The sequence below is a fragment of the Streptomyces sp. NPDC038707 genome, from assembly GCF_040636485.1.
Lineage (GTDB): Bacteria > Actinomycetota > Actinomycetes > Streptomycetales > Streptomycetaceae > Streptomyces.
Map to the genome: position 1 here is coordinate 49083 of NZ_JBEZUP010000010.1, position 24974 is coordinate 74056.

Here is a 24974-nt window from a genome sequence, read left to right on the forward strand (position 1 = left end):
GACGGGTGAGGGCGGTGCGATCAGCGCGCGGCGTGCGTGACGCCGCTGCGGCGCCCGCCGCCGCGACCGGGATCCGGGTCGGCGGCCCCACCACCACCCCCGGTACCCCCCTTGCCGGCTTTCCCAGGCTTGCCAGACTTGTCGGGCTTATCTGCCTTGCTGGGCTTATCGGCCTTGCTGGGCTTATTGGCCTTGTCAGGCGTGTCGGGCTTGGCGTCATCGCCCTTCCCGGTGCCCCCGCGCTGCCCCTGCCCGCGTCCTTGTCCCTGTCCGTGCCCTTGTCCTTGTCCCTGCCCCTGCCCCTCTCCCTGTCCGTGCTCCTGCCCGGTGCCGGAGGCATGGCCGCCGGCGGTCAGCAGGACCTCGCAGTACCGGGTCACGCGGGCGGAGCCGCCCGCCAGGTGCTCCAGGGCGCGTCGGCGGCCCGCGTCCAAGCCCTTGCCGTCCCGCAGGGCGCGGCAGGCGTCGGCGTCGCGGAGCCATCCGGTGCCCGGGGGCGCGGAGGAGGTGCCGGAGCCGGGCGCGGTACGGCGCCCGGCTCCGTCGCCCGGCCCGCGGGTCCCGCCGGGGCCGGTTTCCCGGCTTTCCTCCGCACGGCCGCCGGGAGTGCCCGCCGCGTGCGGGGCGCCGGTGCCCGCCACGGCGTCCGGGACGGACCGTGGGGGCGGGGAGGCGAGGGGCCGGCCGGTGGTCGTACCCGGGGCGGCGGAGGCGGTGGGGCGGGGGTGATCGTCGCCGAACGGCGTCGGGAGCGCTCCGCTGCCCGCGGCCACGGCGACCCCGCCGAGCGTGCCGACGGCCAGCGCGGCGGCGAGCGCGAGGCGCGCCGGGCGGATTCCGCGGGGGCGCCGGGCGGGGATTCCGGTACGGGCCGGGGCGGCGGTACGGAGCGGGGCGACGCCGGCGCCGAGCGCCGGCGCGCGGGCGGCGGAAGGGGCGTGCGCGGCGGCGGTGCGCTCCGCCTCGGCGGCCTCGCGGGCCTTGCGGAACGCGGCCAGGGCCGCCTGCTCGCCGGGGAGTTCGCCGGTGGCCGGGGCCGCCCCGGCGGCCAGTGCGCCGAGCGTCCGGGAGAGGCGTTCGGCCTGGTCACGGGCACAGGGGTCGACGGCTTCCAGCGGCTCGCCGCGCAGCAGACGTTCCGCCGTCGCACGGTCCAGCCACTTGTCCTGCTCGTCGGCCATCACATGTCCTTCTGCGTCCGCGAACGCGTATGCGTCACAGTTGCGGACGTCACCGCGCCGCGGCGCGGTTCTCGCTGTGGCGGGAGGGCGTCGAGTCCGCCCGCCGATTCCGGATCCGCGCCGATCAGCTCCGCGAGCCGCTTCAGACCTCGGTGCGCGGCGGTGCGGACGGCGCCCGCGCGTTTGCCGAGCGTCTCGGCGGCGGTCTTGGCGTCCAGGCCCACGACCACGCGCAGGACGACGGCCTCGGCCTGGTCCTGCGGGAGCTTGGCGATCAGGGACAGGGTGCTGTCGGTGGCCAGGGCCTCGATGGCCTCGCCCGCCGTGTCGGACTCGGCGGGCCGGCCGGTCAGCTCGGTCTCGTCGCCGCCTATGGCGGGACGCCGGCCGCGCATACGGATGTGGTCCAGGGCGCGGTTGCGGGCTATCCGGGCGGCCCAGCCGCGGAACCGGTCCGCGTCGCCGCTGAAGCGGTCCAGGTCACGGGCGATCTGGAGCCAGGCCTCGGAGGCGACGTCCTCGGCGTCCGAGTCGCCGACGAGGGTGCGGACATACCCCAGCAGCCGGGGGTGCACCGCGCGGTACATCGTGCGGAACGCGGTCTCGTCCCCGCCCTGTGCCGCGCGCACCGCGGCGGTCAGCTCCGCGTCGTCCCCCAGCACCGTACTCCCTTTACGCCTGTCTTCGGTCGGCGCGAATGGCACGTTACGGCGTGAAAGGGCCGCTCGTCCATGTCCGTAGAAGATGCAACTGACTCGTGACCGGGCTCGGATGTGCGCACGGTGAGGACATGGTGTGGCCGGGTGTGACACAAACCGCACGCACGGCGCTGAAGAGAGTACGGGCCGCACGCGACCCGTCCACGCGACGACCGGGGCCTCTCCTGTGGGGGGTGGCGGCCCCGGTCGTTGCCTTGTGGGGGTCGTGCGCACGCCCCCGTTCCGGTCAGTCGTGGGGGTGCTCGGCGCCGGTCCCGGGGCTGGGGTGCCGTGCTGTGTCGGTGGTCAGGTGGCGGGCCAGGCGGCGCAGGCCGCGGTAGGCGGCCGTGCGGACCGCGCCGGGGCGTTTGCCGAGGACGCGGGCGGCGGCCGGGCTGTCGAGGCCGACGACCACCCGCAGCAGCACCGCCTCGGCCTGGTCCCGTGGCAGCGCCCGCACCAGCTCCAGCGCCCGCTCGGTGGACAGCGTCTCCAGCGCCTGGTCATGGGTGCTGTGCCGGCCGGGCAGTTCCAGCGCGTCCTGTTCCAGCGGCGCGGGCCGGGGCCGGGACCGCTGCCGGCGCAGATGGTCCAGCGCGCGGTGCCGGGCGATGGTCGCGGTCCAGCCGCGGAAGCCCGCCCCGTCGCCCCGGAACCGGCCGAGGTCCCGGGCGATCTCCAGCCAGGCCTCGGAGGCGACGTCCTCCGCCTCCTCGCCGACCAGGCCCCGCAGATAGCCGAGCAGTCCGGGGTGCACGATCCGGTAGGCCACCGCGAAGGCGGTCTCGTCGCCGTCCTGGGCCCGCGCGACGGCCGCGCCCAGCTCCCCGTCCCGCGGCTGCGGGCGGCGGGGTCCGACTCCCTGGCCCAAGACCGTCCTCGTTCGTGCCGAGTTCCTGGCCACTGCGTGGCGCCTGCCGCACGGCGCGACACGTTCCGGCCGTGTCGGTCGCCCTTCACGATCATCAGCGTCGGCCCCGGCCGAAGTGTCACAGCCCGGCGGCGCCCGGGCCGGTGGCCTCAGGCGGGTGCGGTCGCGTCCCGGCACAGCAGCCGGAGCGAGCCGTGGCCGCCGTAGCAGCGGCGGGCCTCGTCGATGGGGTCCCAGAGCCGCCCGTCGGGGGTGCGCACCCAGTGCTCACCGCCCGTCGCCCACCACTCGGCGCCGGTCTGGCGGACGATGACCTCGCCGGCGTAGGCGCCGAAGCCGCGCAGGACGCTGCGGACGGCCGCGTACGGCGGTCGTTCCCGGCGTATCTCCTCGATCATCCGGTCGACCCGCCGCAGGCTCCGCGCCGAGTAGTCGAGCCGCACCCGGGCGCCCTCGCGCATCGCCGCCACCGCGTCCGCCGCCCAGCGCGCGGGGCGTGCCGCGGGGTGCGGCCGGGTCTCCCGGCGTGCCGGCCCGTACCGGGCGTCCGGGCGGGCTGTCGCAGCGCCTGTCACAGGCGCGTTCCAAGCGTTCACACGGGCTGTCGCATCGGCTGTCACGTGGGCTGTCATATAGGGGAGAGCGGCCCGGGGCGGGGTTGCGTCACCGGGTTCCGGCAGGCTTCGCAAACGTTTCGCCAACCGCCGCAGGACCGCCCCACCTCCACCGCACGAAGGTCACACCACCGGACCCCGGTGCCCGCGCTCAGCCCAGCCGGTCCGCCAGTTTCCGGAAGTCGGTCCAGGACAGCGCGGGCCGGCCCGGGTCCCACAGCTTCTGCACGGTGGCCCGCAGCGGCATGCGGATCCCGGCGGCGACCTGGGCCTCGGTCTGCGCGTGCGGGAAGTCGCCCCACACGGCGAACGAGCCGCCGAGGATCTGCCCGTCGTAGCGCGCGGGCACGGCGGTCGTGCCGCGCACCACCCTCGGGGTCCACTGCTCGTAGATCCGCTGGCCGGTCGGGTAGACGAAGGTCTGCGGCTGGCCGAGCACGTAGTAGAGGAACTCGTCGTTGTAGTTGATCAGCTTGCGGCCGGCGCTCAGGTACTCGTCCGGCGGCCGGGCGCCGATCTCCTTGCCGGTCCAGTAGGCGACCTGGAGGGACGGGTCGGGCGACACGGAGGTGCCCCGGAAGAAGCCGTCGTTCCAGGCCCGTACGGTCGTGCCGTGGGCGCGGACGGTGGCGGCGCGGTCGTCCAGCCAGCCGGTGGCGAGGTCGGCGACCGTCCCGCCGGGGCCGTACTTCCGCCGTGCGGCGGCGGCCAGCTGCGGGTACGACGCCTGCGGGTCCCGCACGGTCAGCGCCTGGTACTCGTCCCCGCCCAGGTGCCACCGGCCGCCGCGGAACAGTCCGGCGTACTCGTTCAGCAGGTCGTCCACGAGCTTCGCCGAGGCGTCCTCGGAGATGTCGACCGCGCCGCGGGTCACCGTCCCGCTCGCGTTGCGCAGCTTCAGGCCGGGGTGGGCGGCGAGGGCCGCGCCCAGGTGCCCCGGGGAGTCGATCTCGGGGACGACGGTGATGTGCCGGCTGTCCGCCAGCGCCACGATCTCCTTGACCTGCGCCTTGGTCAGATGGTCGGCGGAGACGATCTCGGGGTAGCTGGCGGACTCGATCCGGAAGGCCTGGTCGTCGGAGAAGTGCAGGCCCAGCTCGTTGAACTTCAGGTCCCCCAGCTCGCGTATCCGGTCCTCGATCCAGGCCGCGGAGAAGGGTTTGCGCGCGATGTCCAGCGTGAACCCGCGCACCGGCTTGGCCGGCCGGTCGCGCACGACGCCCTCCGGTGCCGTGCCGCCGCCGCTGACCTCCTGCTTCAGGGTGCGGGTGCCGTAGAAGACCCCGGCCTCACCGGGGCCGCTGATGTCGACCCGCCCGTCCCGGACGGTCAGGGTGTACGACTCCGGATTCCCGCCCCCGCCCCCGCCGCCGAGCGCGAGCCGCACGTCGCCCGGCCGTACGTCGTCGCTCCGCCCCGCGTACGCGAGCCCCAGCTCCCCGGCGGTCAGCCGCCCCTCGTCGGCCAGTGCCGGATCGGCCACCACCACCCGCGCGCCGGGCCGGGGCCGCCAGCCGGGGCCGCGCGCCGGGGTGTGCGAGCGGACCGCGGGGATCGTGCGCGGCGCCCGCGACAGCGGGTACGACCGGCTCGGGCTCGGCGCCGCCGACGGGGTCTTCGGGGCCGTGGGACCGGTGCCGGTGCCGGTCACCCGGCCGGACGAGGGCTCCCGCGCGCCCGGTCCGGGCGGCGCGCCGCCGTCGTCCGCCGAGGCCCACAGGCCGACGCCCGTGCCGAGCGCGACCGTCCCGGCGAACACGGCGGCCATCACCGCCCGCTTCCGTATCACCTGCCGCGCCGGCTTCCGGCGCCTGTGCCTGTGCTGGGTCACCCTGCCAACGTACGACCGCTCCCCGGATCAGCGGTCAGCCGGACGAAGCGAAACTCTGCCGTTCGAGTGAAATTCCGTTATCGCTCGGACACCGTACGACCACGCTCGATAACCTGACGACACCCACATCCTTCACAGAATCCCCTTCCGCACCACAAGTGACGCGAGGACCCACGCTGCCCACCCATCCCCTGCCGTACCTCCCCAAGCCGCTCGACGCCTTCAACACCGCGTCCGCCGACGAGGCGCGCGCCCTTCTCCTGCGCTGCCTGCGCTGCCCCCGCTGGTCCGACCGGATCGCCGCGCACCGGCCCTACCCCGACCTGGACTCCCTGCTGGCCGCGGCGGACGAGGCGACGTACGACCTCTCCCCCGCCGACCTCGCCGAGGCCCTGGCCGGCGAGTGCCTGCCCGAGCTCCCCGAGGACACGTACTCGGCGGCCCACACGGCCCTCGGCGCCGCCCACGCCGCCTACGAGGCCCGGTTCGGCCACACCTTCATCATCTACCTGGGCGACATCCCCCCGGACGAGGTCATCGACCACATCCTCCAGGCCATCCGATCACGATTGGCGAACGATCCGGAGGACGAGCGGGTGGTGGCGGCGGAGCAGCTCCGGCGCCTCGCGAAAGGGAGGATCGCGACATATCTCAGGGGTGCGATGAATCGCGCGACCAGCCACAACGCGCCCGCACCCGGCAGATAAGAGGGCACACCGCACCGGGCTAGCCCAACCGCGTGCCACTTTGATCACACCGGTAGGCCCCCCGTAAGGCAGAGCGCGATGCCTCGCTACGATGCTGGGGGCCGGTGGACCGTACCCGGCCGGGCCCGACCGACAGAGAAGCCGGCGCGGCCCTAGTCCCCGCTCCCGGAGGGTTCTTCCGTGCCGGCTGGAACGCTGTACCGCGGCCGGGAAGGAATGTGGTCCTGGGTGGCTCACCGAGTCACCGGCGTCCTCATTTTCTTCTTCCTGTTCGTTCACGTGCTGGACACCGCTCTCGTGCGTGTCTCCCCCGAGGACTACGACAAGGTCGTAGCCACGTACAAGACGCCGATCGTCGCGCTGCTGGAGTACGGCCTCGTCGCCGCCATCCTCTTCCACGCGCTCAACGGCCTGCGGGTCATCGCCGTCGACTTCTGGTCGAAGGGCCCGCGCTACCAGAAGCAGATGTTCTGGACCGTGATGATCGCCTGGTTCGTCCTGATGATCGGCGCGATCTACCCGGTTCTCGGCCACGCCTACCGTGTCCTCTTTGGGAGCTGACGCCGATGTCCACGACTGAAACCACGGCCTCGGGAGTGGGCCCCGTCGAGGGCGCCCCCGTCTACACCGTCGACCACCCGGCCCCGCTGATCGAGGCCCCGCGCAAGCGCACCAAGAAGTCCCCGAAGTCGACCCGGGGCAACTTCGAGCTGGCGGCGTGGCTGTTCATGCGCCTGTCCGGCATCGTGCTGGTCGTCCTCGTCCTCGGCCACCTGCTGATCCAGCTGGTGCTGGACGGCGGCGTCTCCAAGATCGGCTTCGCCTTCGTGGCCGGCCGCTGGGCGTCCCCGTTCTGGCAGGTCTGGGACCTGGTGATGCTGTGGCTGGCGATGCTGCACGGCGCCAACGGCCTGCGCACGGTCATCAACGACTACGCCGAGCGGCCGAGCAGCCGGCTGTGGCTGAAGGCCCTGCTCTACACCGCCACGGTGTTCACCATCCTGCTGGGCACGCTGGTGATCTTCACCTTCGACCCGAACATCCGCTAGGCACGGGGCTGCGAGAATCATGAAGATCCACAAGTACGACACCGTCATCGTCGGCGCCGGCGGCGCGGGCATGCGCGCCGCCATCGAGGCGACGAAGCGCAGCCGCACCGCGGTCCTGACCAAGCTCTACCCCACCCGCTCCCACACGGGCGCCGCGCAGGGCGGCATGGCCGCCGCGCTCGCCAACGTGGAGGAGGACAACTGGGAGTGGCACACCTTCGACACGGTCAAGGGCGGTGACTACCTGGTCGACCAGGACGCCGCCGAGATCCTGGCGAAGGAGGCCATCGACGCCGTCCTCGACCTGGAGAAGATGGGCCTGCCGTTCAACCGGACCCCGAACGGCACCATCGACCAGCGCCGCTTCGGCGGTCACTCCCGCAACCACGGCGAGGCCCCGGTCCGCCGGTCCTGCTACGCCGCGGACCGCACCGGCCACATGATCCTCCAGACGCTGTACCAGAACTGCGTCAAGGAGGGCGTGGAGTTCTTCAACGAGTTCTACGTCCTGGACCAGCTGATCACCGAGGTCGACGGCGTCAAGAAGTCCGCCGGCGTGGTGGCGTACGAGCTGGCCACCGGCGAGATCCACATCTTCCAGGCGAAGGCCGTGATCTACGCCTCCGGCGGCTGCGGCAAGTTCTTCAAGGTGACGTCGAACGCCCACACCCTCACCGGTGACGGGCAGGCGGCGGTCTACCGGCGCGGGATCCCGCTGGAGGACATGGAGTTCTTCCAGTTCCACCCGACCGGCATCTGGCGCATGGGCATCCTGCTCACCGAGGGCGCCCGCGGCGAGGGCGGCATCCTGCGCAACAAGGACGGCGAGCGCTTCATGGAGAAGTACGCTCCCGTCATGAAGGACCTGGCGTCCCGTGACGTCGTGTCCCGCTCCATCTACACGGAGATCCGCGAGGGCCGCGGCTGCGGTCCCGAGGGCGACCACGTGTACCTGGACCTGACCCACCTGCCGCCGGAGCAGCTGGACGCCAAGCTGCCGGACATCACCGAGTTCGCGCGGACGTACCTGGGCATCGAGCCGTACACGGACCCGATCCCGATCCAGCCGACCGCGCACTACGCGATGGGCGGCATCCCGACGAACGTCGAGGGTGAGGTCCTGGCGGACAACACCACGGTCGTCCCGGGCCTGTACGCGGCCGGCGAGGTCGCCTGTGTCTCCGTGCACGGCGCCAACCGGCTCGGCACCAACTCGCTGCTGGACATCAACGTCTTCGGCCGCCGCGCGGGCATCGCCGCCGCCGAGTACTCGGCCAAGGCCGACTACGTCGAGCTGCCGGACGCCCCGGAGTCGTTCGTCGTCGAGCAGATCGAGCGGCTGCGCACCTCCACCGGCAACGAGCGGGTGGCGACCCTGCGCCGCGAGCTGCAGGAGACCATGGACGCCAACGTCATGGTGTTCCGCACCGAGCAGACGATCAAGACGGCGGTCGAGAAGATCGCCGAGCTCAGGGAGCGCTACAAGAACGTGGCGATCCAGGACAAGGGCAAGCGTTTCAACACGGACCTCCTTGAGGCGATCGAGCTGGGCAACCTGCTCGACCTGGCCGAGGTCATGGCCGTCTCGGCCCTCGCCCGCAAGGAGTCCCGCGGCGGTCACTACCGCGAGGACTACCCGAACCGCGACGACGTCAACTTCATGCGCCACACCATGGCGTACCGCGAGGTCGGCGCCGACGGCTCGGAAACCGTCCGTCTCGACTACAAGCCGGTCGTCCAGACCCGCTACCAGCCGATGGAGCGTAAGTACTGATGGCTACCCCTGTTCTGGACAAGGCGGACGCGGCCGGCCGGCCCGAGCCCGGCTTCGCCGACTCCCCCTACATCACGGTCACCTTCCGTGTCCGCCGGTTCAACCCGGAGGTCTCGGCGGAGGCGACCTGGGAAGACTTCCAGCTGGAGATCGACCCCAAGGAGCGGGTCCTCGACGGTCTGCACAAGATCAAGTGGGACATCGACGGCTCCCTCACCTTCCGCCGGTCGTGCGCGCACGGCATCTGCGGCTCGGACGCGATGCGGATCAACGGCAAGAACCGCCTCGCCTGCAAGACGCTGATCAAGGACATCAACCCCGAGAAGCCGATCACGATCGAGCCCATCAAGGGCCTGACGGTCCTGAAGGACCTGGTCGTGGACATGGAGCCGTTCTTCCAGGCGTACCGGGACGTCATGCCGTTCCTGGTCGTCAAGGAGACGAACGAGCCCACCCGTGAGCGGTTCCAGTCCCCCGAGGACCGCGAGCGCTTCGACGACACGACGAAGTGCATCCTCTGCGCGGCCTGCACCTCCTCCTGCCCGGTGTTCTGGAACGACGGCCAGTACTTCGGTCCGGCCGCGATCGTGAACGCCCACCGCTTCATCTTCGACAGCCGTGACGAGGCGGGCGAGCAGCGCCTGGAGATCCTCAACGACCGCGACGGCGTGTGGCGCTGCCGTACGACCTTCAACTGCACGGACGCCTGCCCGCGCGGTATCGAGGTCACCAAGGCCATCCAGGAAGTCAAGCGCGCCCTGATCACGCGCCGCTACTGACCTGCCGAGGCAGCCTCGCCGAGCCCCACCGCGGTCCGCTGCGGTGGGGCTCCTCGCTTCCCGGGGGCCGGGATCCTAATGTGACGACATGTCAGACGAAGAGTCGTACGAACTGCTCGGCTTCGACAACGTGCTGCTCCCCGTCGGCGACCTCGGCGAGGCCGTCGCCTTCTACGAGCGGGCCGGGTTCACCGTGGGCTACCGGCTGGACGAGGCCGGGATCGCGCTGCTGAAGGTCGGTGCGGAGACCCCCGGCATCCTGCTGCGCGCCGAGGAGGGGCTCGGGCACCGGTCGCCGCACTGGCCCGCGCCACGGGTCTGGCTGGAGGTGCCGGACGCGCGGGCGGCGGCACGGGAGCTGGCGGCCGCCGGGATCCCGCCGCTGGACGAGATCAGCCAGGGCGTCACCGGCTGGACCGTGGAGATCGCCGATCCCTGGGGCAACCTCCTGGGCTTCACGGACTACTCCAAGCGCCCGGCCCTGGCCCGCAGGAGCTGAGCCATGCGTCCCGGGCGGGGGCCCCGGCCGCCACTCGTTAGGCTCCTGCCGTGCCCGCGAAGAACGACGGCCCCGAGGCGGCCGGCCCCCAGAGCAGCAAGTCCGAGCAGACCCGAGCGCTGATCCTCCAGACCGCGATGCGGTTGTTCCAGGAGCGCGGCTACGACAAGACGACCATGCGGGCCATCGCCAAGGAGGCCGGGGTCTCCGTCGGCAACGCCTACTACTACTTCGAGGGCAAGGAACACCTGATCCAGGGGTTCTACGACCGGATCGCCGCCGAGCACCAGGCGGCGGTCCGGTCGGTGCTGGAGCGGGAGACCGACCTGGAGGCGCGGCTCGCGGGGGTGCTGACCGCCTGGCTGGACATCGCCCGGCCGTACCACGAGTTCGCGGTCCAGTTCTTCAAGAACGCCGCCGACCCCGACAGCCCGCTCAGCCCCTTCTCCCCGGAGAGCGAGCACGCCCGCGAGCAGGCCATCAGCGTGCACCGGGAGGTGCTGGCCGGCTCGAAGTCCAAGGTGGCCCCGGAACTGCGGGACGTCCTGCCGGAGCTGATGTGGCTCTCGCAGATGGGCCTGGTGCTGTACTGGATCTTCGACCGCACGGAGAACCGCGAGCGCAGCTACCGGCTGGCCCGGCGCGGGGCCCGGCTGACCGCGCGCGGGGTGGCCCTGGCCCGCTTCCGGGTGCTGCGGCCGCTGGTCATGGAGGTCCACGAGCTGTTCACGGACTTCCTGCCGGGCATGACGAAGGTCCTGCCGGACCCGGGGCGCGGGGGCCGGGAGAGCGGGTGATCACTTCCGGGTGAAGGCGCGGGAACGGGACACGTGGTCCGGGGACTGCCTACGATGATGCTCTCGACACCGGCCCCTAGGAGGCACGCGATGTCCGCTGCATCCGTCGAGCAGCCCTTCGACGCCGACGAGCCGTTCTCCCTGACGGCCATCGCCGACGAGATCATGGAGCGCCATCCGGGCTACCGCGTCGAGATCATCGGAGGCCACCTCCTCGTGACCCCTTCACCGGATGCCCCGCACGCCTTCGTTCTGACGGATCTCATGGTCCCGTTCCTTGCCGCAGGACTGCACAGTCATGAGAGCAAGGTTGCCCAGAACGTCGCGATCAAGCTCCCCACCGGCGCCGAGGACTACTGCATCCCCGATCTCGTGGTCGTGGACGCCGACATCGACGATCACCACATGGAGAACAACGCCTACGACCCGGTCTGCTTCCGCCTCGTCCTGGAGGTCACCTCCACTAACTGGCGGGACGACCTCAAGACCAAGGTCGGCGCGTACGCCGAGGCCAAGGTGCCGGTCTATGTGGTCGTCGACCGCAAGCACCAGCGACTCCACGTGCTCACCGACCCCGACGGGAGCGAGTACACCAGCCACCGCGTGCACGCCCCCGGCGAGAGCGTCACGCTGCCCGACTCGGTCGGTGCCGAGGTCGTCCTCGACGTGGAGCAGATCGTCAGGGCCGGTCAGAAGAAGTCCGACTGAGCGGATCAGCCGCAGCATCCCGAACGCCCCCGCGCCTCTCGGACGCGGGGGTTTCCGTGTGTCCGCTATGAGTTACGGCGCAGTGCGCGCACTCCGCGCAACCCGATGACGCCGATGACCGTCCCCAATACGAAGGAAACGACTGCCAGCAGCAGGTGCACCCAGAAGTACGCGGTCGGGTGACCGTCGTCGAAGGCCAGACCGCTGCCGTCCTTGACGAGATTCTTGACGAAAGTGACCCAGATGACCCAGCTCCACACCCCGAAGGCGAGCAGGAACCAGGAGACAGGGCGGCTGAGCTTCATGAGTCCAGTATCGCCGTCCGGTGTCCGGGTCCGTGCCGGGGGTGCGCGGCGGTCCCTGCTGGTCGCCTCCGCCACGCTGTGCTCCCTGGCCGTCACCGCGCCCGCCGCCCTCGCCGCGCCCTCCCCCACGACGAGCCCCACGGCCACGCCCCCGGCGCAGATGTCCACCCTCGGCGGCGCCCGGCTCGGGATGCCCGGCACGCAGGTCAATCTCGCCCCCGGTGTCCCGGTGCTGCCCAAGGGCCTGACCGCCCGCTCCTGGATCGTCTCGGACGCCGAGTCGGGCCAGGTCCTGGCCGCGCACAACGCGCACTGGGCACTGCCCCCGGCCAGCACGCTGAAGATGCTGTTCGCGGACACCGTGCTGCCCCGGTTCCCCAAGGACACCCGCTACCGGGTGGCACCGGCCGACCTCAAGGGGGTGGGCGACGGCTCCAGCGTGGTCGGGGTGAAGGCGGGCGGCACCTACTCGGTGCGCGATCTGTGGCTCGGGGTGTTCCTGAAGTCGGGCAACGACGCGGTGCACGTGCTGTCCGCGATGAACGGCGGGGTGAAGCAGACCGTCCAGGACATGCAGGAGCACGCCGAGGAACTCCAGGCGCTGGACACCCGGGTGCTCTCCCCCGACGGCTACGACGCGCCGGAGCAGGTCTCCTCGGCGTACGACCTGACGCTGTTCGCCCGCTCGGGCCTGCAGAAGAAGGACTTCCGCGACTACTGCTCCACGGTGAGCGCCCGGTTCGGCGGGAAGGAGATCCGCAACACCAACCGGCTGCTGAGCGGCGACAGCGACGTGCCGGTGTACCGGGGCATCGCGGGCGTGAAGAACGGCAACACCACCCACGCGGGCGCCACCTTCACCGGGGTGGCCGAGCGCGGCGGCAAGGTGCTGCTGGTCACGGTGATGAACCCGGAGAAGCACGAGCACAACGAGGTCTACAAGGAGACCGCGAAGCTGTTCGACTGGGGCTTCCAGGCGGTCGGCAAGGTGAACCCGGTGGGCGAGCTGGTGCCGCCGCGGAGCGCCGCGCCGGCCGGCGCCTCCGCCGGGGCGAGCCCGCGGCAGTCGCCCGGCACGGGCGGCGCGCCGGGGGCGAAGGCGGCGGCGAGCGCTCCCACCGTTTCCGGCGCCGGTGGTGCCGGGACCGCGCTGGCCATCGCGGGCGGACTGCTGGTGCTGCTCGGCGGCGGGGTGTTCCTGGTCAACCGCCGGTGGCCGCTGCCGGACCTGATGCGTCGCCGGTCCCGTCCCTGACCTCGGCGACCTCGGTCTTCTTGCTGCCCGTCGCCGTCCAGGAGGCGCAGAACAGCACGAGTTTCGCGGTGAAGTTGATCCACAGCAGCAGGGCCACGGGGACCCCGAACGCGCCGTACATGCTCTTCGCGGCGACCCCCTGGACATAGCCGCTGAGCAGCAGTTTCAGCAGTTCGAAGCCGACCGAGCCGAGCAGCGCGGCGACCAGCAGACGGCGGCGCGGCGGCTCGACCCCGGGCAGCAGGGTCAGGACGTAGAGCAGGACCAGGAAGTCGGCGAGCACGGCGACGGTGAACGCGGCGACCTGCAGCAGGACGGTGCCCCAGCCGTGCTCGTCCAGGCCGAACTGCCGGGACACCAGGCCGACGGCGGCCGAGGCGAGGGTGGACGCGGCGAGCGTGACCAGCAGGGCGCCGCCGAGGCCGAGCAGGATCACGGTGTCCTTGACCTTGGCCAGGAACGGGTTCTCCCCCTGGTCCGGCAGCTCCCACACCGCGCGCAGGCAGTCCCGCACCTGGCCGACCCAGCCGATGCCCGTGAACAGCAGCGCCGCGCCCGCGATGACCCCGACGGTGCCCGCGTTCTGCGCCAGCGAGGCCACGTCCAACTGGTCGGACAGGCCCGGGAACTGATCGGCGATCCGCTGTTCCACGGTCTTCTGGCGGGCCGGGCCGAGCGTGGCGGCGGTGACCACGGCGGCCACGGTCAGCAGCGGGAACAGGGCCACGAAGCTCACGAACGTCATGGCGGCGGCCAGCCGGGCCCACTTCACCCGGTCCAGCCGCTCGTAGCTCCGCCACGCATGGGTGATCGTCAGGCGGGTGACGATCGGCCCGATGCCGGGCAGCCTCTTCAGCCAGTCCATGATCCGACTCTGCCCGCTGCGCGGGAATGCCAACACCGCGTTTCGCCGCCGGAACGGTCATATGGGGGCGATACGGTCATCTGTCATGAAGGATGCCACCGAACTGCCCCGGTCCCTGCTCGTCCTCGGCGGCACGTCCGAGATCGCGCTGGCCACCGCGCGCCGGCTGATCGCCCGCCGCACCCGCACGGTGTGGCTGGCGGGCCGCCCCTCGCTCGCGCTGGAGAACGCGGCCGGGAGCCTGCGGGCGCTCGGCGCGGACGTCCACACCGTCGCCTTCGACGCGCTCGCCCCCGAGACCCACGAGGGCGTCCTCGGCAAGGTGTTCGCCGACGGCCCGGTCGACCTGGTGCTGCTCGCCTTCGGCGTCCTCGGCGACCAGGCGCACGACGAGCGCGATCCGGTGCGCGCGGTCCAGGTCGCCCAGACCAACTACACCGGGGCCGTCTCGGCTGGCCTGGTCGCCGGCCGCGCCCTCCAGGGCCAGGGCCACGGGTGGCTCGTCGTGCTGTCCTCCGCCGCCGCGGAACGCGCCCGCCGCGCCGACTTCATCTACGGCTCCAGCAAGGCCGGGCTCGACGCGTTCGCGCAGGGGCTCGGGGACGCCCTGTACGGGACGGGGGCGCGGGTCATGGTCGTACGCCCCGGTTTCGTCCGCACCCGCTCCACGGCGGGCCGCCCGCGCACCCCGCTCGCCACCACCCCCGAGGCGGTGGCCACGGCCATCGAGCTGGGCCTGCGCCGCGCCGCCGAGACGGTGTGGGTGCCGGGCTCGCTGCGCCTGCTGACGGCGGCCCTGCGCCACGCGCCGCGGGCCCTGTTCAGACGGCTTCCGCTGTAGCGCTACGGGCGGCTCACGGGGCGACGCGCGGGGCCCACACGTCCGCGTGGCCCGGCTGGGTCGGGACGACCGGCCCCCCGAACGTGTACTCGCGCAGCTTGCGCCAGACGCTGTCGGCGCCCTGCTCGTAGAGCGCGAAGCCGGTGCACGACCACTCGGCCTCGTAGTCCGCCAGCTCCTCGAAGGCGCGGTCCATCGCCGCCTCCTCGATGCCGTGCGCGACGGTGACGTGCGGGTGGTACGGGAAGATCAGTTCGCGCGCCACCGGGCCGGAGGCCTCCCGGATCCGCTGCTGGAGCCGGGTGCACGCCTCGGCGCCCGCGACCACCCGGACGTAGACCACGGGTGACAGGGGCCGGAAGGTCCCGGTGCCGGACAGCCGCATCGGGAACGGCCGGCCCTCCGCGGCGACCTCGGCCAGGTGCGCGTCGACGGCGGACAGGTCGGCCTCGTCCACCTCGGTCGGCGGCAACAGCGTGACATGGGTGGGGATACCGTGAGCCGCGGCGTCGCCGAAGCCCGCACGCCGCTCCTGGAGCAGGCTGCCGTGAGGCTCCGGGACCGCGATCGACACGCCGATCGTTACGGTCCCCACGTCGTCTCCTGTCGTCACGTCTGTCGTCGTCACGTCTGTCGTCGTCTCGGCCGTCCCGTCCCGGCCGTTGGCATCGACTGTACGGCCACGGGTGTCCCGTGGGCAGGCGCGACGGAAGTGATGTGCAGCGCTCTGCCCGCGCGGACCCGTGCGGTCGTACGCCTCAGTGCTTGGCCGGGAGGAATCCCACGCGGTCGTACGCCTGCGCGAGGGTCTCGGCGGCGACGGTGCGTGCCTTCTCGGCGCCCTTGGCGAGGACCGCGTCCAGCGTCTCGGCGTCGTCCAGGTACTGATGGGTGCGCTCGCGGAAGGGGGTGACGAAGTCGACCATGATCTCGGCGAGGTCGGTCTTGAGGGCGCCGTACATCTTGCCCTCGTACTCCTGCTCCAGCTCGGCGATGGTCCTGCCGGTGAGCGTGGAGTAGATGGTGAGGAGGTTGGAGACGCCCGGCTTGTTCTCCGTGTCGTAGCGGATCACCGTGTCGGTGTCGGTGACCGCGCTCTTGACCTTCTTGGCCGTGGTCTTCGGCTCGTCCAGGAGGTTGACGAGGCCCTTCGGCGTGGATGCCGACTTGCTCATCTTGACCGCGGGGTCCTGGAGGTCGTAGATCTTCGCCGTCTCCTTGAGGATGTACGGCTTCGGGACCGTGAAGGTGTCGCCGAAGCGGCCGTTGAACCGCTCGGCGAGGTCACGGGTCAGCTCGATGTGCTGGCGCTGGTCCTCGCCGACCGGCACCTCGTGGGCCTGGTACAGCAGGATGTCCGCGACCTGGAGGACCGGGTACGTGAACAGGCCGACGGAGGCCCGGTCGGCGCCCTGCTTGGCTGACTTGTCCTTGAACTGGGTCATGCGGGAGGCCTCGCCGAAGCCGGTGAGGCAGTTCATGACCCAGGCCAGCTGGGCGTGCTCGGGGACGTGGCTCTGCACGAAGAGGGTGCAGCGGTCGGGGTCGAGACCGGCGGCCAGCAGCTGGGCCGCGGCCAGGCGGGTGTTGGCCCGCAGTTCCTCCGGGTCCTGCGGGACCGTGATCGCGTGCAGGTCGACCACCATGTAGAAGGCGTCGTGGGACTCCTGGAGGGCCACCCACTGGCGGACGGCGCCGAGGTAGTTGCCGAGGTGGAACGAGCCAGCCGTGGGCTGGATGCCGGAGAGCACGCGAGGTCGGTCAGCCATACCCCTTATTGTCGCAGAGGCACGGGGTGGGTTCGGCGGGTGGGGAACTGCGGGCCGCCGGTGGCTGCTCGCGCAGTTCCCCGCGCCCCTCGGGGGGGCGGTTCAGCCGAGGTCGACCTGCGGGTACAGCGGGAAGCCCGCGACCAGGTCCGTGGCGCGGCGGGCGATCTCCTCGGAGACCTTCTCGTCCAAGACGTGGCTCGCCTTGGACGGGGCGCCGGACTTGGTGGTGCCCGGCTCGGTGGTGGTCAGGACGCGGTCGATCAGGGCGGCGACCTCGTCCATCTCCGCGGTGCCGAGGCCGCGGGTGGTCAGCGCGGGGGTGCCGACGCGGATGCCGGAGGTGTACCAGGCGCCGTTCGGGTCGGCCGGGATGGCGTTGCGGTTGGTGACGATGCCCGAGTCGAGCAGGGCCGCCTCGGCCTGGCGGCCGGTGAGGCCGTAGGAGGTGGCGACGTCGATCAGGTTGAGGTGGTTGTCCGTGCCGCCGGTGACGAGGGTGGCGCCGCGGCGCATCAGGCCCTCGGCGAGGGCGCGGGAGTTGTCGACGATGCGCCGGGCGTAGTCCTGGAAGGCGGGCTGCCGGGCCTCGGCGAGGGCGACGGCCTTGGCGGCCATGACGTGCGGCAGCGGGCCGCCGAGGACCATCGGGCAGCCGCGGTCCACCTGGTCCTTGAGGGAGTCGTCGCACAGCACCATGCCGCCGCGCGGGCCGCGCAGGGACTTGTGGGTGGTGGTGGTGACGATCTGGGCGTGCGGGACCGGGTCGAAGTCGCCGGTGAGGACCTTGCCGGCGACCAGTCCGGCGAAGTGGGCCATGTCGACCATGAGGGTGGCGCCGACCTCGTCGGCGATCTCGCGCATGATCCGGAAGTTCACCAGCCGGGGGTACGCGGAGTAGCCCGCGACGATGATCAGCGGCTTGAACTCGCGGGCCTGGGCGCGCAGGGCGTCGTAGTCGATCAGGCCGGTGGCGGGGTCGGTGCCGTAGGAGCGCTGGTCGAACATCTTGCCGGAGATGTTCGGGCGGAAGCCGTGGGTGAGGTGGCCGCCGGCGTCCAGGGACATGCCGAGCATGCGCTGGTTGCCGAAGGCCTGCCGCAGCTCGGCCCAGTCGGCGTCGGTGAGGTCGTTGATCTGGCGGGCGCCGGCCTTCTCCAGGAAGGGCACCTCGACGCGGTCGGCGAGGACGGCCCAGAAGGCGACGAGGTTGGCGTCGATGCCGGAGTGCGGCTGGACGTAGGCGTGGCGGGCGCCGAAGAGTTCGCGGGCGTGTTCGGCGGCGAGGGACTCGACGGTGTCGACGTTGCGGCAGCCGGCGTAGAAGCGGCGGCCGATGGTGCCCTCGGCGTACTTGTCGCTGAACCAGTTGCCCATGGCGAGCAGGGTCGCCGGGGAGGCGTAGTTCTCGGACGCGATCAGCTTGAGCATCCCGCGCTGGTCGGCGACCTCCTGGCCGATGGCGTCGGCGACGCGCGGCTCCACCGCGCGGATCACGTCGAGGGCGGCACGGAAGGCGGTGGACTCGGTGGAGAGGGGGGCGGCGTTCTCGGGCATCGGGGACCTCCGGACGGTGTGCGTACAGCATTCACGTTCGGCCCAGGCGCACGGCACTCTTACCGCTCGGGCCGCTCCCTGATGGTCCGTCCCATCCCAGCGCGCCAGTCACGGCCCGGGGCCAGCCTACCGGGCGCGCCGGGCGGGGAAGATCCCGCGTCCGTCGTGCGAGCGGGGTTAAGAAGGAGGCCACGTCGTATCCGGGCCGATCCGGGAGAGTCCGTGGCCGCTGCCGAAGAAGACCTCGTCGCCCTCGCCGGCGCGCACTGCGCGCCCACCTACGATCCGCTGCCGGTGGTGATCGCCACGGGTGCGGGGGCGTGGGTGACGGATGTGGCGGGGCGGCGGTATCTGGACCTGCTGGCCGGCTACTCGGCGCTGAACTTCGGGCACGGCCATCCGCGGCTGGTCGAGGCGGCCCGGCGGCAGCTGGAGCGGGTGACGCTGACCTCCCGCGCCTTCCACCACGACCGGTTCGCGGCGTTCTGCACCGAGCTGGCCGAGCTGTGCGGGATGGAGATGGTGCTGCCGGCGAACACCGGCGCGGAGGCGGTGGAGGGCGCGGTCAAGACGGCCCGGAAGTGGGGCTACCGGGTGAAGGGGGTGCCCGCGGAGATGGCGAAGATCGTCGTGGCGGGCGGCAACTTCCACGGCCGGACGACGACGGTCATCAGCTTCTCCACGGACCCGGCGGCGCGGGCGGACTTCGGGCCGTACACGCCGGGGTTCGAGATCGTGCCGTACGGGGATCTGACCGCGATGCGGGCGGCGCTGACGGAGAACACGGTGGCGGTGCTGCTGGAGCCGGTGCAGGGCGAGTCGGGGGTGATCGTGCCGCCGGCCGGTTATCTGGCGGGGGTGCGGGAGCTGACCCGGGAGCGGAACGTGCTCTTCGTCGCCGACGAGATCCAGTCGGGGCTGGGCCGGACCGGGCGGACCTTCGCGTGCGAGAACGAGGGAGTCGTGCCGGATGTGTACGTCCTGGGCAAGGCGCTGGGCGGCGGGATCGTGCCGGTGTCGGCGGTGGTGTCGAGCGCGGCGGTGCTCGGGGTGTTCCGGCCGGGTGAGCACGGGTCGACGTTCGGCGGGAATCCGCTGGCCTGCGCGGTGGCGCTGGAGGTGATCGCGATGCTGCGGACCGGCGAGTACCAGGAGCGGGCGGCCCGGCTGGGCGAACGGCTGCACGGGCTGCTGGGCGATCTGCGCGCCACGGGCCGGGTGACGGCGGTGCGGGGGCGGGGGCTGTGGGCGGGGGTGGACGTCTCCCCCGCGGTGGGCACCGGGCGCGAGGTCGCCGAGCGGCTGTCGGCCCGCGGGGTCCTGGTGAAGGAGACCCACGGGGCGACGATCCGTCTCGCGCCTCCGCTGGTGATCGGCGAGGTGGATCTGGAGTGGGGGGTCGAGCAGGTGCGGGCGGTGCTGTCCGGGGCGTGATCAGCCCAGGGGGAGGTCGATGCCGTGCTCGGCGGCGGGCCGGGGTCCGAAGATGCGCCGGTCGGACTCCCGGATGGCCACGTCGTTGATGCTCGCCTCGCGGCGGCGCATCAGGCCGTGCTCGTCGAACTCCCACAACTCGTTGCCGTACGAGCGCCACCACCGGCCGCCGGTGTCGCGGGACTCGTACTGGAAGCGGACGGCGATGCGGTTCCCGTGGAAGCTCCAGAGGCTCTTGCGCAGGGCGTAGTCGAGTTCGCGGCGCCACTTCTCGGTGAGGAAGGCGACGATCTCCTCCCGGCCGGTGAGGAACCGGTCTCGGTTGCGCCAGACGGAGTCCTCGGTGTAGGCGAGGGCCACCCGGTGGGGGTCGCGGGTGTTCCAGGCGTCCTCGGCGGCCTGGACCTTCTGCCGGGCGGTTTCCGGAGTGAACGGCGGATACGGCGGACGGCCTTCGGCCACGGCGGTCTCCTCGGGGCGAGAACGATCGTTCTCCAACGGTGCGGCACCGTAGGGAACGACCGTTCGCACGTCAAGGAGACACCCGGGAGGGACCGGTCCGGGAGGCGTCCGGCCAGGGAGGAGCCGGCCGCGCGCCGGCGGGAGGGGTACCGGCGGTTCTGACGGGTCAGAGGATCACGTGCGGCAGGAAGCGGGCGTACTCGTCGGTGATCAGGCCCGTGGACTCGCGGATTCCCAGGCCCGCCGGTTCGCCGCCGACGACCCAGGTGCCGAGGACGGTGTGGTTGCCGTCGAAGGCGGGGAGGGGGGACAGCTGCTGGTAGCAGCAGGGGTCCTCGCGCGGGGGCGGCGGGGTGCCGGGGGCGTGGACCGTGATGCCCGCGCCCTCGCGGCCCAGCAGGGGCTTGGTCACGTAGCCGGTGGTGGTGGCCAGGTCGCGGGGGCCGTCGAGGTAGGCGGGGAGGAGGTTGGGGTGGCCGGGGTACAGCTCCCAGAGGATCGCCAGCAGGGCCTTGTTGCTGAGCAGCATCTTCCAGGCGGGTTCGATCCACAGGGTGCTGCCGGTGCCGCCGCCGTTGTCCAGGGTGTCCAGGACGTGGCCGCCGAAGGAGTCGGTGGTGAGCCACTCCCAGGGGTACAGCTTGAAGATGCCCCGGATGAAGCGGAGCCGGTTGTCGACGAAGCGGCCGGAGAGGGTGTCCCAGCCGATCTCCTCCATGGCGAGCCAGTCGGTGGTGAGCCCGGCCTGTTCCGCCGTCTCCTTCAGGTAGGCGACCGTCATCAGGTCCTCGCCGAGTTCGTCGGCGGCGGAGTGCGCGAAGTGCAGCGGAGCGCCGGGCGGCAGCAGCGCGGCCTGGGCGCGCCAGGCCTCCACCAGGCGTTCGTGCAGGGAGTTCCACTGGTCCGCGCCGGGGAAGCGCTCCTCCATCCAGAACCACTGCGGGGAGGCCGCCTCCACCAGCGAGGTGGGCGTGTCGGCGTTGTACTCCAGCAGCTTCGCCGGGCCCGTGCCGTCGTAGCGGAGGTCGAACCTGCCGTACAGGGAGGGCAGTTCGGCGCGCCGGTGCCAGGACTCGGTGACCGCGGCGGCCACCCGTCCGTCGGTGATGCCGAGGTCGGCCAGCCGGTCCTCGGCCACGATGTGGTCCGCCGCCGCGAGGCACATGCGGTGCAGGTCCGCGACGGTCTCCTCCAGCGCCTCGACCTCCTGGAGGGAGAAGACGTAGTAGGCGCTCTCGTCCCAGTACGGGCTCAGGGAGTCGTCGGGGTGGCGGGTGAGCGGATAGACGAGGCCCTGGGCCTCGACGGTCTGCTGCCAGCCGGGGCGGGGGGTCGTGGTGCGGCGTTCCATGCGCGTCCTCCGGTCAGCCGCCGGAGCTGCCGTGGCCGCCGCCGAAGCCGCCGCGGCTCACCCCGCCGTGGCCGCCGCCGCTGCTCCCGTCGTCGTCCGACGATCCGCCCGAACCGCCGCCCGAGCCCCCGGACTTGGTGAAGGAGCCGCCGTCGACCCAGCCGCCCTTCTCCTTGCCGTCGTAGTACCAGGCCGCGTTGACCGGCCGCTTGGCGCCCTTCTTGACGGACTTCTTCCGGCCCGAGGAGGAGCCGGTCCCGGACGTCGTCCTGCAGTTCTTGTCGGAGACGACCTTGTAGCCCTTGGCCGCGTTGTAGCTGTCGCGGTCCACGCAGCGCTTGTCCGGGTCGGACGAGCAGGCGGTGAGGGCGGCGGCCAGCAGGCCCACGCCGCCCAGGACGACCGTGCCGGAGCGGAGTTGCCTTCCGGTGTGCGCCATGGTGTGACTCCCCCGTCGGATGTGAGTTCGACGGTCAGCCTAGAGGGGGCAGCGCGTGCGCCCAACCGGGGGTGGCTCGCGGTCCCTTACGGCAGCACCCGGCACAGGGCCTCCAGCGTGCCCGACCACGCGCTGTCCGGAGGCGTGCCGTAGCCGACCACCAGGGCGTCCGCGGGGTCGGCCGGCGCCTCGCTGTGGCGGTAGTAGGACAGGCCGGTCAGGGCCAGGCCCTGGAGGTCCGCCGCCTGCACCACCGGCCGTTCCAGGCCCGGCGGGAGCCGCAGCACCGCGTGCAGTCCGGCCGCGATGCCCGTCACCCGCACCGCCGGTGCCCGGCCGGCCACGGCCGCGGCGAGGGCGTCCCGGCGGCGCCGGTAGCGCAGGCGGGCGGAGCGGACGTGCCGGTCGTAGGCGCCGGAGGTGAGGAACTCGGCCAGCGTGAGCTGGTCCAGCGCCCCGACGGTGTCGACGTGGCCCTTGGCCGCCACCGCCTCCTGGACCAGGGCCGGCGGCAGTACCATCCAGCCCAGCCGCAGCCCGGGCGCGAGGGACTTGCTGGCGGTGCCCAGGTAGACCACCCGGTCCGGGGCCAGTCCCTGGAGGGCGCCGACGGGCTGGCGGTCGTAGCGGAACTCGCCGTCGTAGTCGTCCTCCAGGACCAGCCCGCCGGTGCGCCGCGCCCAGTCCACGACGGCGGCCCGCCGGTCGGGGTGCAGCGGGACGCCGGTCGGGAACTGGTGGGCCGGGGTGAGCAGCACCGCCGCGGCACCGCCGGGTGCGCGGGGGTCGGTGCCCAGCGCGTCGTAGGGCAGCGCGGGGGTCGCCAGGCCCGCCGCGCGCAGCAGCCGCCAGTGGACGTCGAGGCCGTAGGACTCCACCGCGAGGGTGTCCGCCCCGCGCGCCCGCAGCATCGTGCCGATCACCCGCAGGGCGTGCGAGGTGCCGGCGGTGATCACGACGGTGTCCGGGGTGGCGCGCACGCCCCGCACCCGGGCCAGGTATCCGGCGAGGGCACAGCGCAGCTCGCGCCGGCCGCGCGGGTCGCCGTAGCCGAACGCGTCGAAGGGGGCCGCGGTCAGCGCCCGGCGGGCGGCCCTGAGCCACTCGGCGCGCGGGAAGGCGGCGAGGTCGGGGGTGCCGGGGACCAGGCTGTGGGCGGGGCGGCCGGGCTCCCGGCGGCCCGGCCCCGCCGCGGCGGGCGGCGTGGCCGCCACCCGGTCCGCGACCCGGGTGCCGGAGCCCTGCCGGGCGGTGAGCCAGCCCTCCGCGACCAGGTCGGCGTAGGCCTCGGCGACGGTGTTGCGGGCGATGCCGAGGTCAACGGCGAGGGTCCGGGAGGAGGGCAGCCGGGTGCCGGGGGCGAGCCGGCCGGTGCGCACCGCGTCCCGCAGGGCGTCGGTCAGGCCCCGGCGCAGTCCGCCCGCGAGGGCCGGTTCCAGGTGCAGGTCGACGCCCAAAGTGGCCCAGGATTCCGCCATGGGAATGGACCATACCCCTGGGCTGCCCCGGTTCTAGGGTCGAAGGCATGAGCACTCAGGAAGAACCCGTCACCTACGCCCCCGAGGAGCCGGCGCGGCTGCGCTGGGCCCAGCACGCGCCCGAGGTCTACAAGGCGATGATCCAGCTGGACGCCGTCGCCGGCCAGGGCCTGGACCCCCGGCTGCGCGAGCTGGTCAAAATCCGCGCCTCGCAGATCAACCACTGCGCGCGCTGCCTCGACATGCACTCCAAGGACGCCCTCGCGGCCGGCGAGAGCGTGGAGCGGATCATCCAGCTCGGCGCCTGGCAGGAGTCCCGGCACTTCTACACCGAGAAGGAGCTGGCGGCGCTGGAGCTGACCGACGCGGTGACCGTCCTCACGGACGGCTTCGTGCCGGACGAGGTCTACGAGCGGGCCGCCAAGCACTTCGACGAGGCCGAACTCTCCCAGCTGATCGCCGCCATCGCCGTGATCAATGCCTGGAACCGGTTCGCCGTGACCACCCGGACGCCGGCGGGCCACTACCACCCGGGGCAGCACAAGTGAACCGTACCCAGCTGCTGGACCCGGAGGTCTTCCGGGCGATGGCCGCCGTCAGCGCGGCGGCCAAGAAGGGGCTCGGCGATCCGGGCCTGGCCGAACTGGTCATGATCCGCGCCTCGCAGATCAACCACTGCGCGTTCTGCCTCGACATGCACCTCGGGCTGGCCCGGAAGAACGGGGAGTCCGAGGACCGCATCCACTTCCTCAACGCCTGGGAGGAGACCGAGGACCTCTACAGCGAGCGGGAGCGGGCCGCGCTGGCCCTCACCGAGGCGGTCACCTTGCTCACCGAGGGCTTCGTGCCCGACGAGGTGTACGAGGCCGCCGCCAAGCACTTCGACGATGCGGCGCTCGCCCACCTCATCGCGCTGATCACCGTCATCAACGGCTGGAACCGCCTGATGGTCAGCCGCCGTGTGCCACCGGGAGGGCGGCAGCCATGAGCAAGGCGGAACGGTTCCGCGCCCTGCACCGGGGGCGCGCCCCGGGTGACCCGCTGGTGCTGCCCGGACCGTGGGACGCCGCCGCCGCGCGGGTCTTCGCGGAGGCCGGGTTCCCGGCGCTGGCCACGCCGAGCGCGGGGGTCGCCGCCTCGCTCGGGTACGCGGACGGGGCCACCCCGGCCGACGAGATGTTCGCGGCCGTCGCCCGGATCGCGCGGGCGGTGGACGTGCCGGTCTCGGCGGACGTCGAGGGCGGCTACGGGCTCGCGCCCGGGGAGCTGGTCGAACGGCTGCTGGAGGCCGGGGTCGTGGGCTGCAACCTCGAGGACTCCGACGGGGGCGTCCTCAAGGACCCGCACGCGCACGCCGAGTTCCTCGCGGGGGTGCGGGAGGCCGCCGGCGACCGGCTGTTCGTCAACGCCCGCGTCGATGTGTTCGCGCACGGGGACGGCGATCCGGAGCGGGCCATCGAGCGGGCCGCGCTGTACCGCGCGGCGGGCGCCGACTGCGTGTACCCGATCCTCGCCCCGGCGGACCTGGTGCCGCTGCTGCGGTCGGGGATCGAGGGCCCGCTGAACCTGCTGTGCCGGGCGGACGGCCCCTCGCCCGCCGCGCTCGGCGAACTCGGGGCCACCCGGGTCACGTTCGGGCCGGGCCTCCAGCGGCGGGCGACGGCGGCGCTGCGGGAGATCGCCGCCGGCCTGCTGCCGTAGGCCGGGGGT

At 72.5% G+C, this 24974-nt stretch carries 28 protein-coding genes and 1 riboswitch; of the genes, 14 read left to right on the forward strand and 14 right to left on the reverse strand.

What is annotated here, in order from left to right; genetic code table 11:
* Positions 1–20 precede the first annotated feature (20 nt).
* The 5 genes from AB0E62_RS15940 to AB0E62_RS15960 form a co-directional block, all read right to left on the reverse strand.
* Positions 21–1181, reverse strand: coding sequence for a hypothetical protein (locus AB0E62_RS15940; protein WP_362192963.1), 1161 nt, complete (start codon positions 1179–1181; stop codon positions 21–23).
* Positions 1181–1843 carry an RNA polymerase sigma factor gene (locus AB0E62_RS15945; RefSeq protein ID WP_362192966.1) on the reverse strand — a complete coding sequence of 221 codons (663 nt, stop codon included), beginning with the start codon at positions 1841–1843 and terminating at the stop codon, positions 1181–1183. The genes AB0E62_RS15940 and AB0E62_RS15945 overlap by 1 nt, the downstream gene beginning before the upstream one ends.
* 283 nt (positions 1844–2126) lie before the next feature.
* On the reverse strand, positions 2127–2750 hold the full coding sequence (locus AB0E62_RS15950) for an RNA polymerase sigma factor (RefSeq protein WP_362192969.1): 624 nt from the start codon (positions 2748–2750) through the stop codon (positions 2127–2129).
* A gap of 149 nt (positions 2751–2899) precedes the next feature.
* Positions 2900–3211: a hypothetical protein gene (locus AB0E62_RS15955; RefSeq protein WP_362193478.1), complete on the reverse strand. Its 312-nt coding sequence runs from the start codon at positions 3209–3211 to the stop codon at positions 2900–2902.
* A gap of 304 nt (positions 3212–3515) precedes the next feature.
* Positions 3516–5132, reverse strand: coding sequence for a family 20 glycosylhydrolase (locus AB0E62_RS15960; protein ID WP_362192972.1), 1617 nt, complete (start codon positions 5130–5132; stop codon positions 3516–3518).
* Positions 5133–5353: 221 nt separating this feature from the next.
* Between AB0E62_RS15960 and AB0E62_RS15965 the strand changes: the two genes are divergently transcribed.
* The 8 genes from AB0E62_RS15965 (at position 5354) to AB0E62_RS16000 (ending at position 11508) form a co-directional block, all read left to right on the forward strand.
* Complete coding sequence (locus AB0E62_RS15965) at positions 5354–5902, forward strand: 2-oxo-4-hydroxy-4-carboxy-5-ureidoimidazoline decarboxylase (protein ID WP_362192975.1); 549 nt, start codon at positions 5354–5356, stop codon at positions 5900–5902.
* 180 nt (positions 5903–6082) lie between these two features.
* The gene (sdhC, locus tag AB0E62_RS15970) at positions 6083–6463 is read left to right on the forward strand and encodes a succinate dehydrogenase, cytochrome b556 subunit (RefSeq protein WP_362192978.1); all 381 of its coding nucleotides are present in this window, start codon (positions 6083–6085) and stop codon (positions 6461–6463) included.
* 5 nt (positions 6464–6468) lie between these two features.
* On the forward strand, positions 6469–6951 hold the full coding sequence (locus tag AB0E62_RS15975) for a succinate dehydrogenase hydrophobic membrane anchor subunit (protein WP_362192981.1): 483 nt from the start codon (positions 6469–6471) through the stop codon (positions 6949–6951).
* Between the two features lie 19 nt (positions 6952–6970).
* Complete coding sequence (sdhA, locus tag AB0E62_RS15980) at positions 6971–8725, forward strand: succinate dehydrogenase flavoprotein subunit (protein WP_362192984.1); 1755 nt, start codon at positions 6971–6973, stop codon at positions 8723–8725.
* A complete protein-coding gene (locus tag AB0E62_RS15985) occupies positions 8725–9504 on the forward strand; it encodes a succinate dehydrogenase iron-sulfur subunit (protein ID WP_289969371.1) in 780 nt (259 codons plus the stop codon). The genes sdhA and AB0E62_RS15985 overlap by 1 nt, the downstream gene beginning before the upstream one ends.
* A gap of 88 nt (positions 9505–9592) precedes the next feature.
* Positions 9593–10003: a VOC family protein gene (locus tag AB0E62_RS15990; protein WP_362192987.1), complete on the forward strand. Its 411-nt coding sequence runs from the start codon at positions 9593–9595 to the stop codon at positions 10001–10003.
* A gap of 50 nt (positions 10004–10053) precedes the next feature.
* On the forward strand, positions 10054–10800 hold the full coding sequence (locus AB0E62_RS15995; protein ID WP_362192990.1) for a TetR family transcriptional regulator: 747 nt from the start codon (positions 10054–10056) through the stop codon (positions 10798–10800).
* Positions 10801–10890: 90 nt separating this feature from the next.
* A complete protein-coding gene (locus AB0E62_RS16000) occupies positions 10891–11508 on the forward strand; it encodes a Uma2 family endonuclease (RefSeq protein ID WP_362192993.1) in 618 nt (205 codons plus the stop codon).
* Between the two features lie 65 nt (positions 11509–11573).
* Here AB0E62_RS16000 and AB0E62_RS16005 read toward each other — a convergent pair whose 3' ends face one another.
* Complete coding sequence (locus AB0E62_RS16005; protein WP_030600834.1) at positions 11574–11813, reverse strand: SCO4848 family membrane protein; 240 nt, start codon at positions 11811–11813, stop codon at positions 11574–11576.
* Here AB0E62_RS16005 and AB0E62_RS16010 point away from each other — a divergent pair.
* The gene (locus AB0E62_RS16010; protein ID WP_362192996.1) at positions 11812–13068 is read left to right on the forward strand and encodes a D-alanyl-D-alanine carboxypeptidase; all 1257 of its coding nucleotides are present in this window, start codon (positions 11812–11814) and stop codon (positions 13066–13068) included. The genes AB0E62_RS16005 and AB0E62_RS16010 overlap by 2 nt on opposite strands.
* Here AB0E62_RS16010 and AB0E62_RS16015 read toward each other — a convergent pair.
* Entirely contained in the window at positions 13016–13933 is a 918-nt protein-coding gene (locus AB0E62_RS16015; protein ID WP_362192999.1) for a YihY/virulence factor BrkB family protein, read from the reverse strand. The two genes, AB0E62_RS16010 and AB0E62_RS16015, sit on opposite strands and share 53 nt — an antisense overlap.
* 85 nt (positions 13934–14018) lie before the next feature.
* On the opposite strand from AB0E62_RS16015, the gene AB0E62_RS16020 reads away from it, so the two are divergent.
* Positions 14019–14774 (forward strand): SDR family NAD(P)-dependent oxidoreductase, encoded by a 756-nt coding sequence (locus AB0E62_RS16020; RefSeq protein WP_362193001.1) that lies wholly within the window; start codon positions 14019–14021, stop codon positions 14772–14774.
* 13 nt (positions 14775–14787) lie between these two features.
* On the opposite strand, the gene AB0E62_RS16025 is transcribed toward AB0E62_RS16020, so the two are convergent.
* From AB0E62_RS16025 to AB0E62_RS16035, 3 genes are all read right to left on the reverse strand, one after another.
* Positions 14788–15369 carry a 2'-5' RNA ligase family protein gene (locus tag AB0E62_RS16025; protein ID WP_362193004.1) on the reverse strand — a complete coding sequence of 194 codons (582 nt, stop codon included), beginning with the start codon at positions 15367–15369 and terminating at the stop codon, positions 14788–14790.
* 163 nt (positions 15370–15532) lie between these two features.
* Positions 15533–16543: a tryptophan--tRNA ligase gene (gene trpS, locus AB0E62_RS16030; protein WP_362193007.1), complete on the reverse strand. Its 1011-nt coding sequence runs from the start codon at positions 16541–16543 to the stop codon at positions 15533–15535.
* 102 nt (positions 16544–16645) lie between these two features.
* On the reverse strand, positions 16646–18100 hold the full coding sequence (locus AB0E62_RS16035) for a glycine hydroxymethyltransferase (RefSeq protein ID WP_362193010.1): 1455 nt from the start codon (positions 18098–18100) through the stop codon (positions 16646–16648).
* 33 nt (positions 18101–18133) lie between these two features.
* A riboswitch (ZMP/ZTP riboswitch) is annotated at positions 18134–18222 on the reverse strand.
* 100 nt (positions 18223–18322) lie between these two features.
* On the opposite strand from AB0E62_RS16035, the gene rocD reads away from it, so the two are divergent.
* Positions 18323–19534, forward strand: a complete 1212-nt coding sequence (gene rocD / locus AB0E62_RS16040) for an ornithine--oxo-acid transaminase (RefSeq protein ID WP_362193013.1) — start codon at positions 18323–18325, stop codon at positions 19532–19534.
* Here rocD and AB0E62_RS16045 read toward each other — a convergent pair whose 3' ends face one another.
* The 4 genes from AB0E62_RS16045 to AB0E62_RS16060 all read right to left on the reverse strand — a co-directional run bounded on the left by AB0E62_RS16045 (position 19535) and on the right by AB0E62_RS16060 (position 23264).
* Positions 19535–19996: a nuclear transport factor 2 family protein gene (locus AB0E62_RS16045; protein ID WP_362193016.1), complete on the reverse strand. Its 462-nt coding sequence runs from the start codon at positions 19994–19996 to the stop codon at positions 19535–19537. It lies immediately after the preceding gene.
* Between the two features lie 166 nt (positions 19997–20162).
* Positions 20163–21347 (reverse strand): glutathionylspermidine synthase family protein, encoded by a 1185-nt coding sequence (locus AB0E62_RS16050; RefSeq protein ID WP_362193019.1) that lies wholly within the window; start codon positions 21345–21347, stop codon positions 20163–20165.
* A gap of 13 nt (positions 21348–21360) precedes the next feature.
* Positions 21361–21786, reverse strand: coding sequence for a hypothetical protein (locus AB0E62_RS16055; RefSeq protein WP_362193022.1), 426 nt, complete (start codon positions 21784–21786; stop codon positions 21361–21363).
* Between the two features lie 86 nt (positions 21787–21872).
* Positions 21873–23264 (reverse strand): PLP-dependent aminotransferase family protein, encoded by a 1392-nt coding sequence (locus AB0E62_RS16060; protein ID WP_362193025.1) that lies wholly within the window; start codon positions 23262–23264, stop codon positions 21873–21875.
* Positions 23265–23311: 47 nt separating this feature from the next.
* Between AB0E62_RS16060 and AB0E62_RS16065 the strand changes: the two genes are divergently transcribed.
* The 3 genes from AB0E62_RS16065 to AB0E62_RS16075 are packed head-to-tail and all read left to right on the forward strand — an operon-like array spanning position 23312 to position 24965.
* The gene (locus AB0E62_RS16065; protein WP_362193028.1) at positions 23312–23812 is read left to right on the forward strand and encodes a carboxymuconolactone decarboxylase family protein; all 501 of its coding nucleotides are present in this window, start codon (positions 23312–23314) and stop codon (positions 23810–23812) included.
* A complete protein-coding gene (locus tag AB0E62_RS16070) occupies positions 23809–24252 on the forward strand; it encodes a carboxymuconolactone decarboxylase family protein (RefSeq protein WP_362193031.1) in 444 nt (147 codons plus the stop codon). The genes AB0E62_RS16065 and AB0E62_RS16070 overlap by 4 nt, the downstream gene beginning before the upstream one ends.
* Positions 24249–24965: an isocitrate lyase/phosphoenolpyruvate mutase family protein gene (locus AB0E62_RS16075; RefSeq protein WP_362193034.1), complete on the forward strand. Its 717-nt coding sequence runs from the start codon at positions 24249–24251 to the stop codon at positions 24963–24965. The genes AB0E62_RS16070 and AB0E62_RS16075 overlap by 4 nt, the downstream gene beginning before the upstream one ends.
* Positions 24966–24974 lie beyond the last annotated feature (9 nt).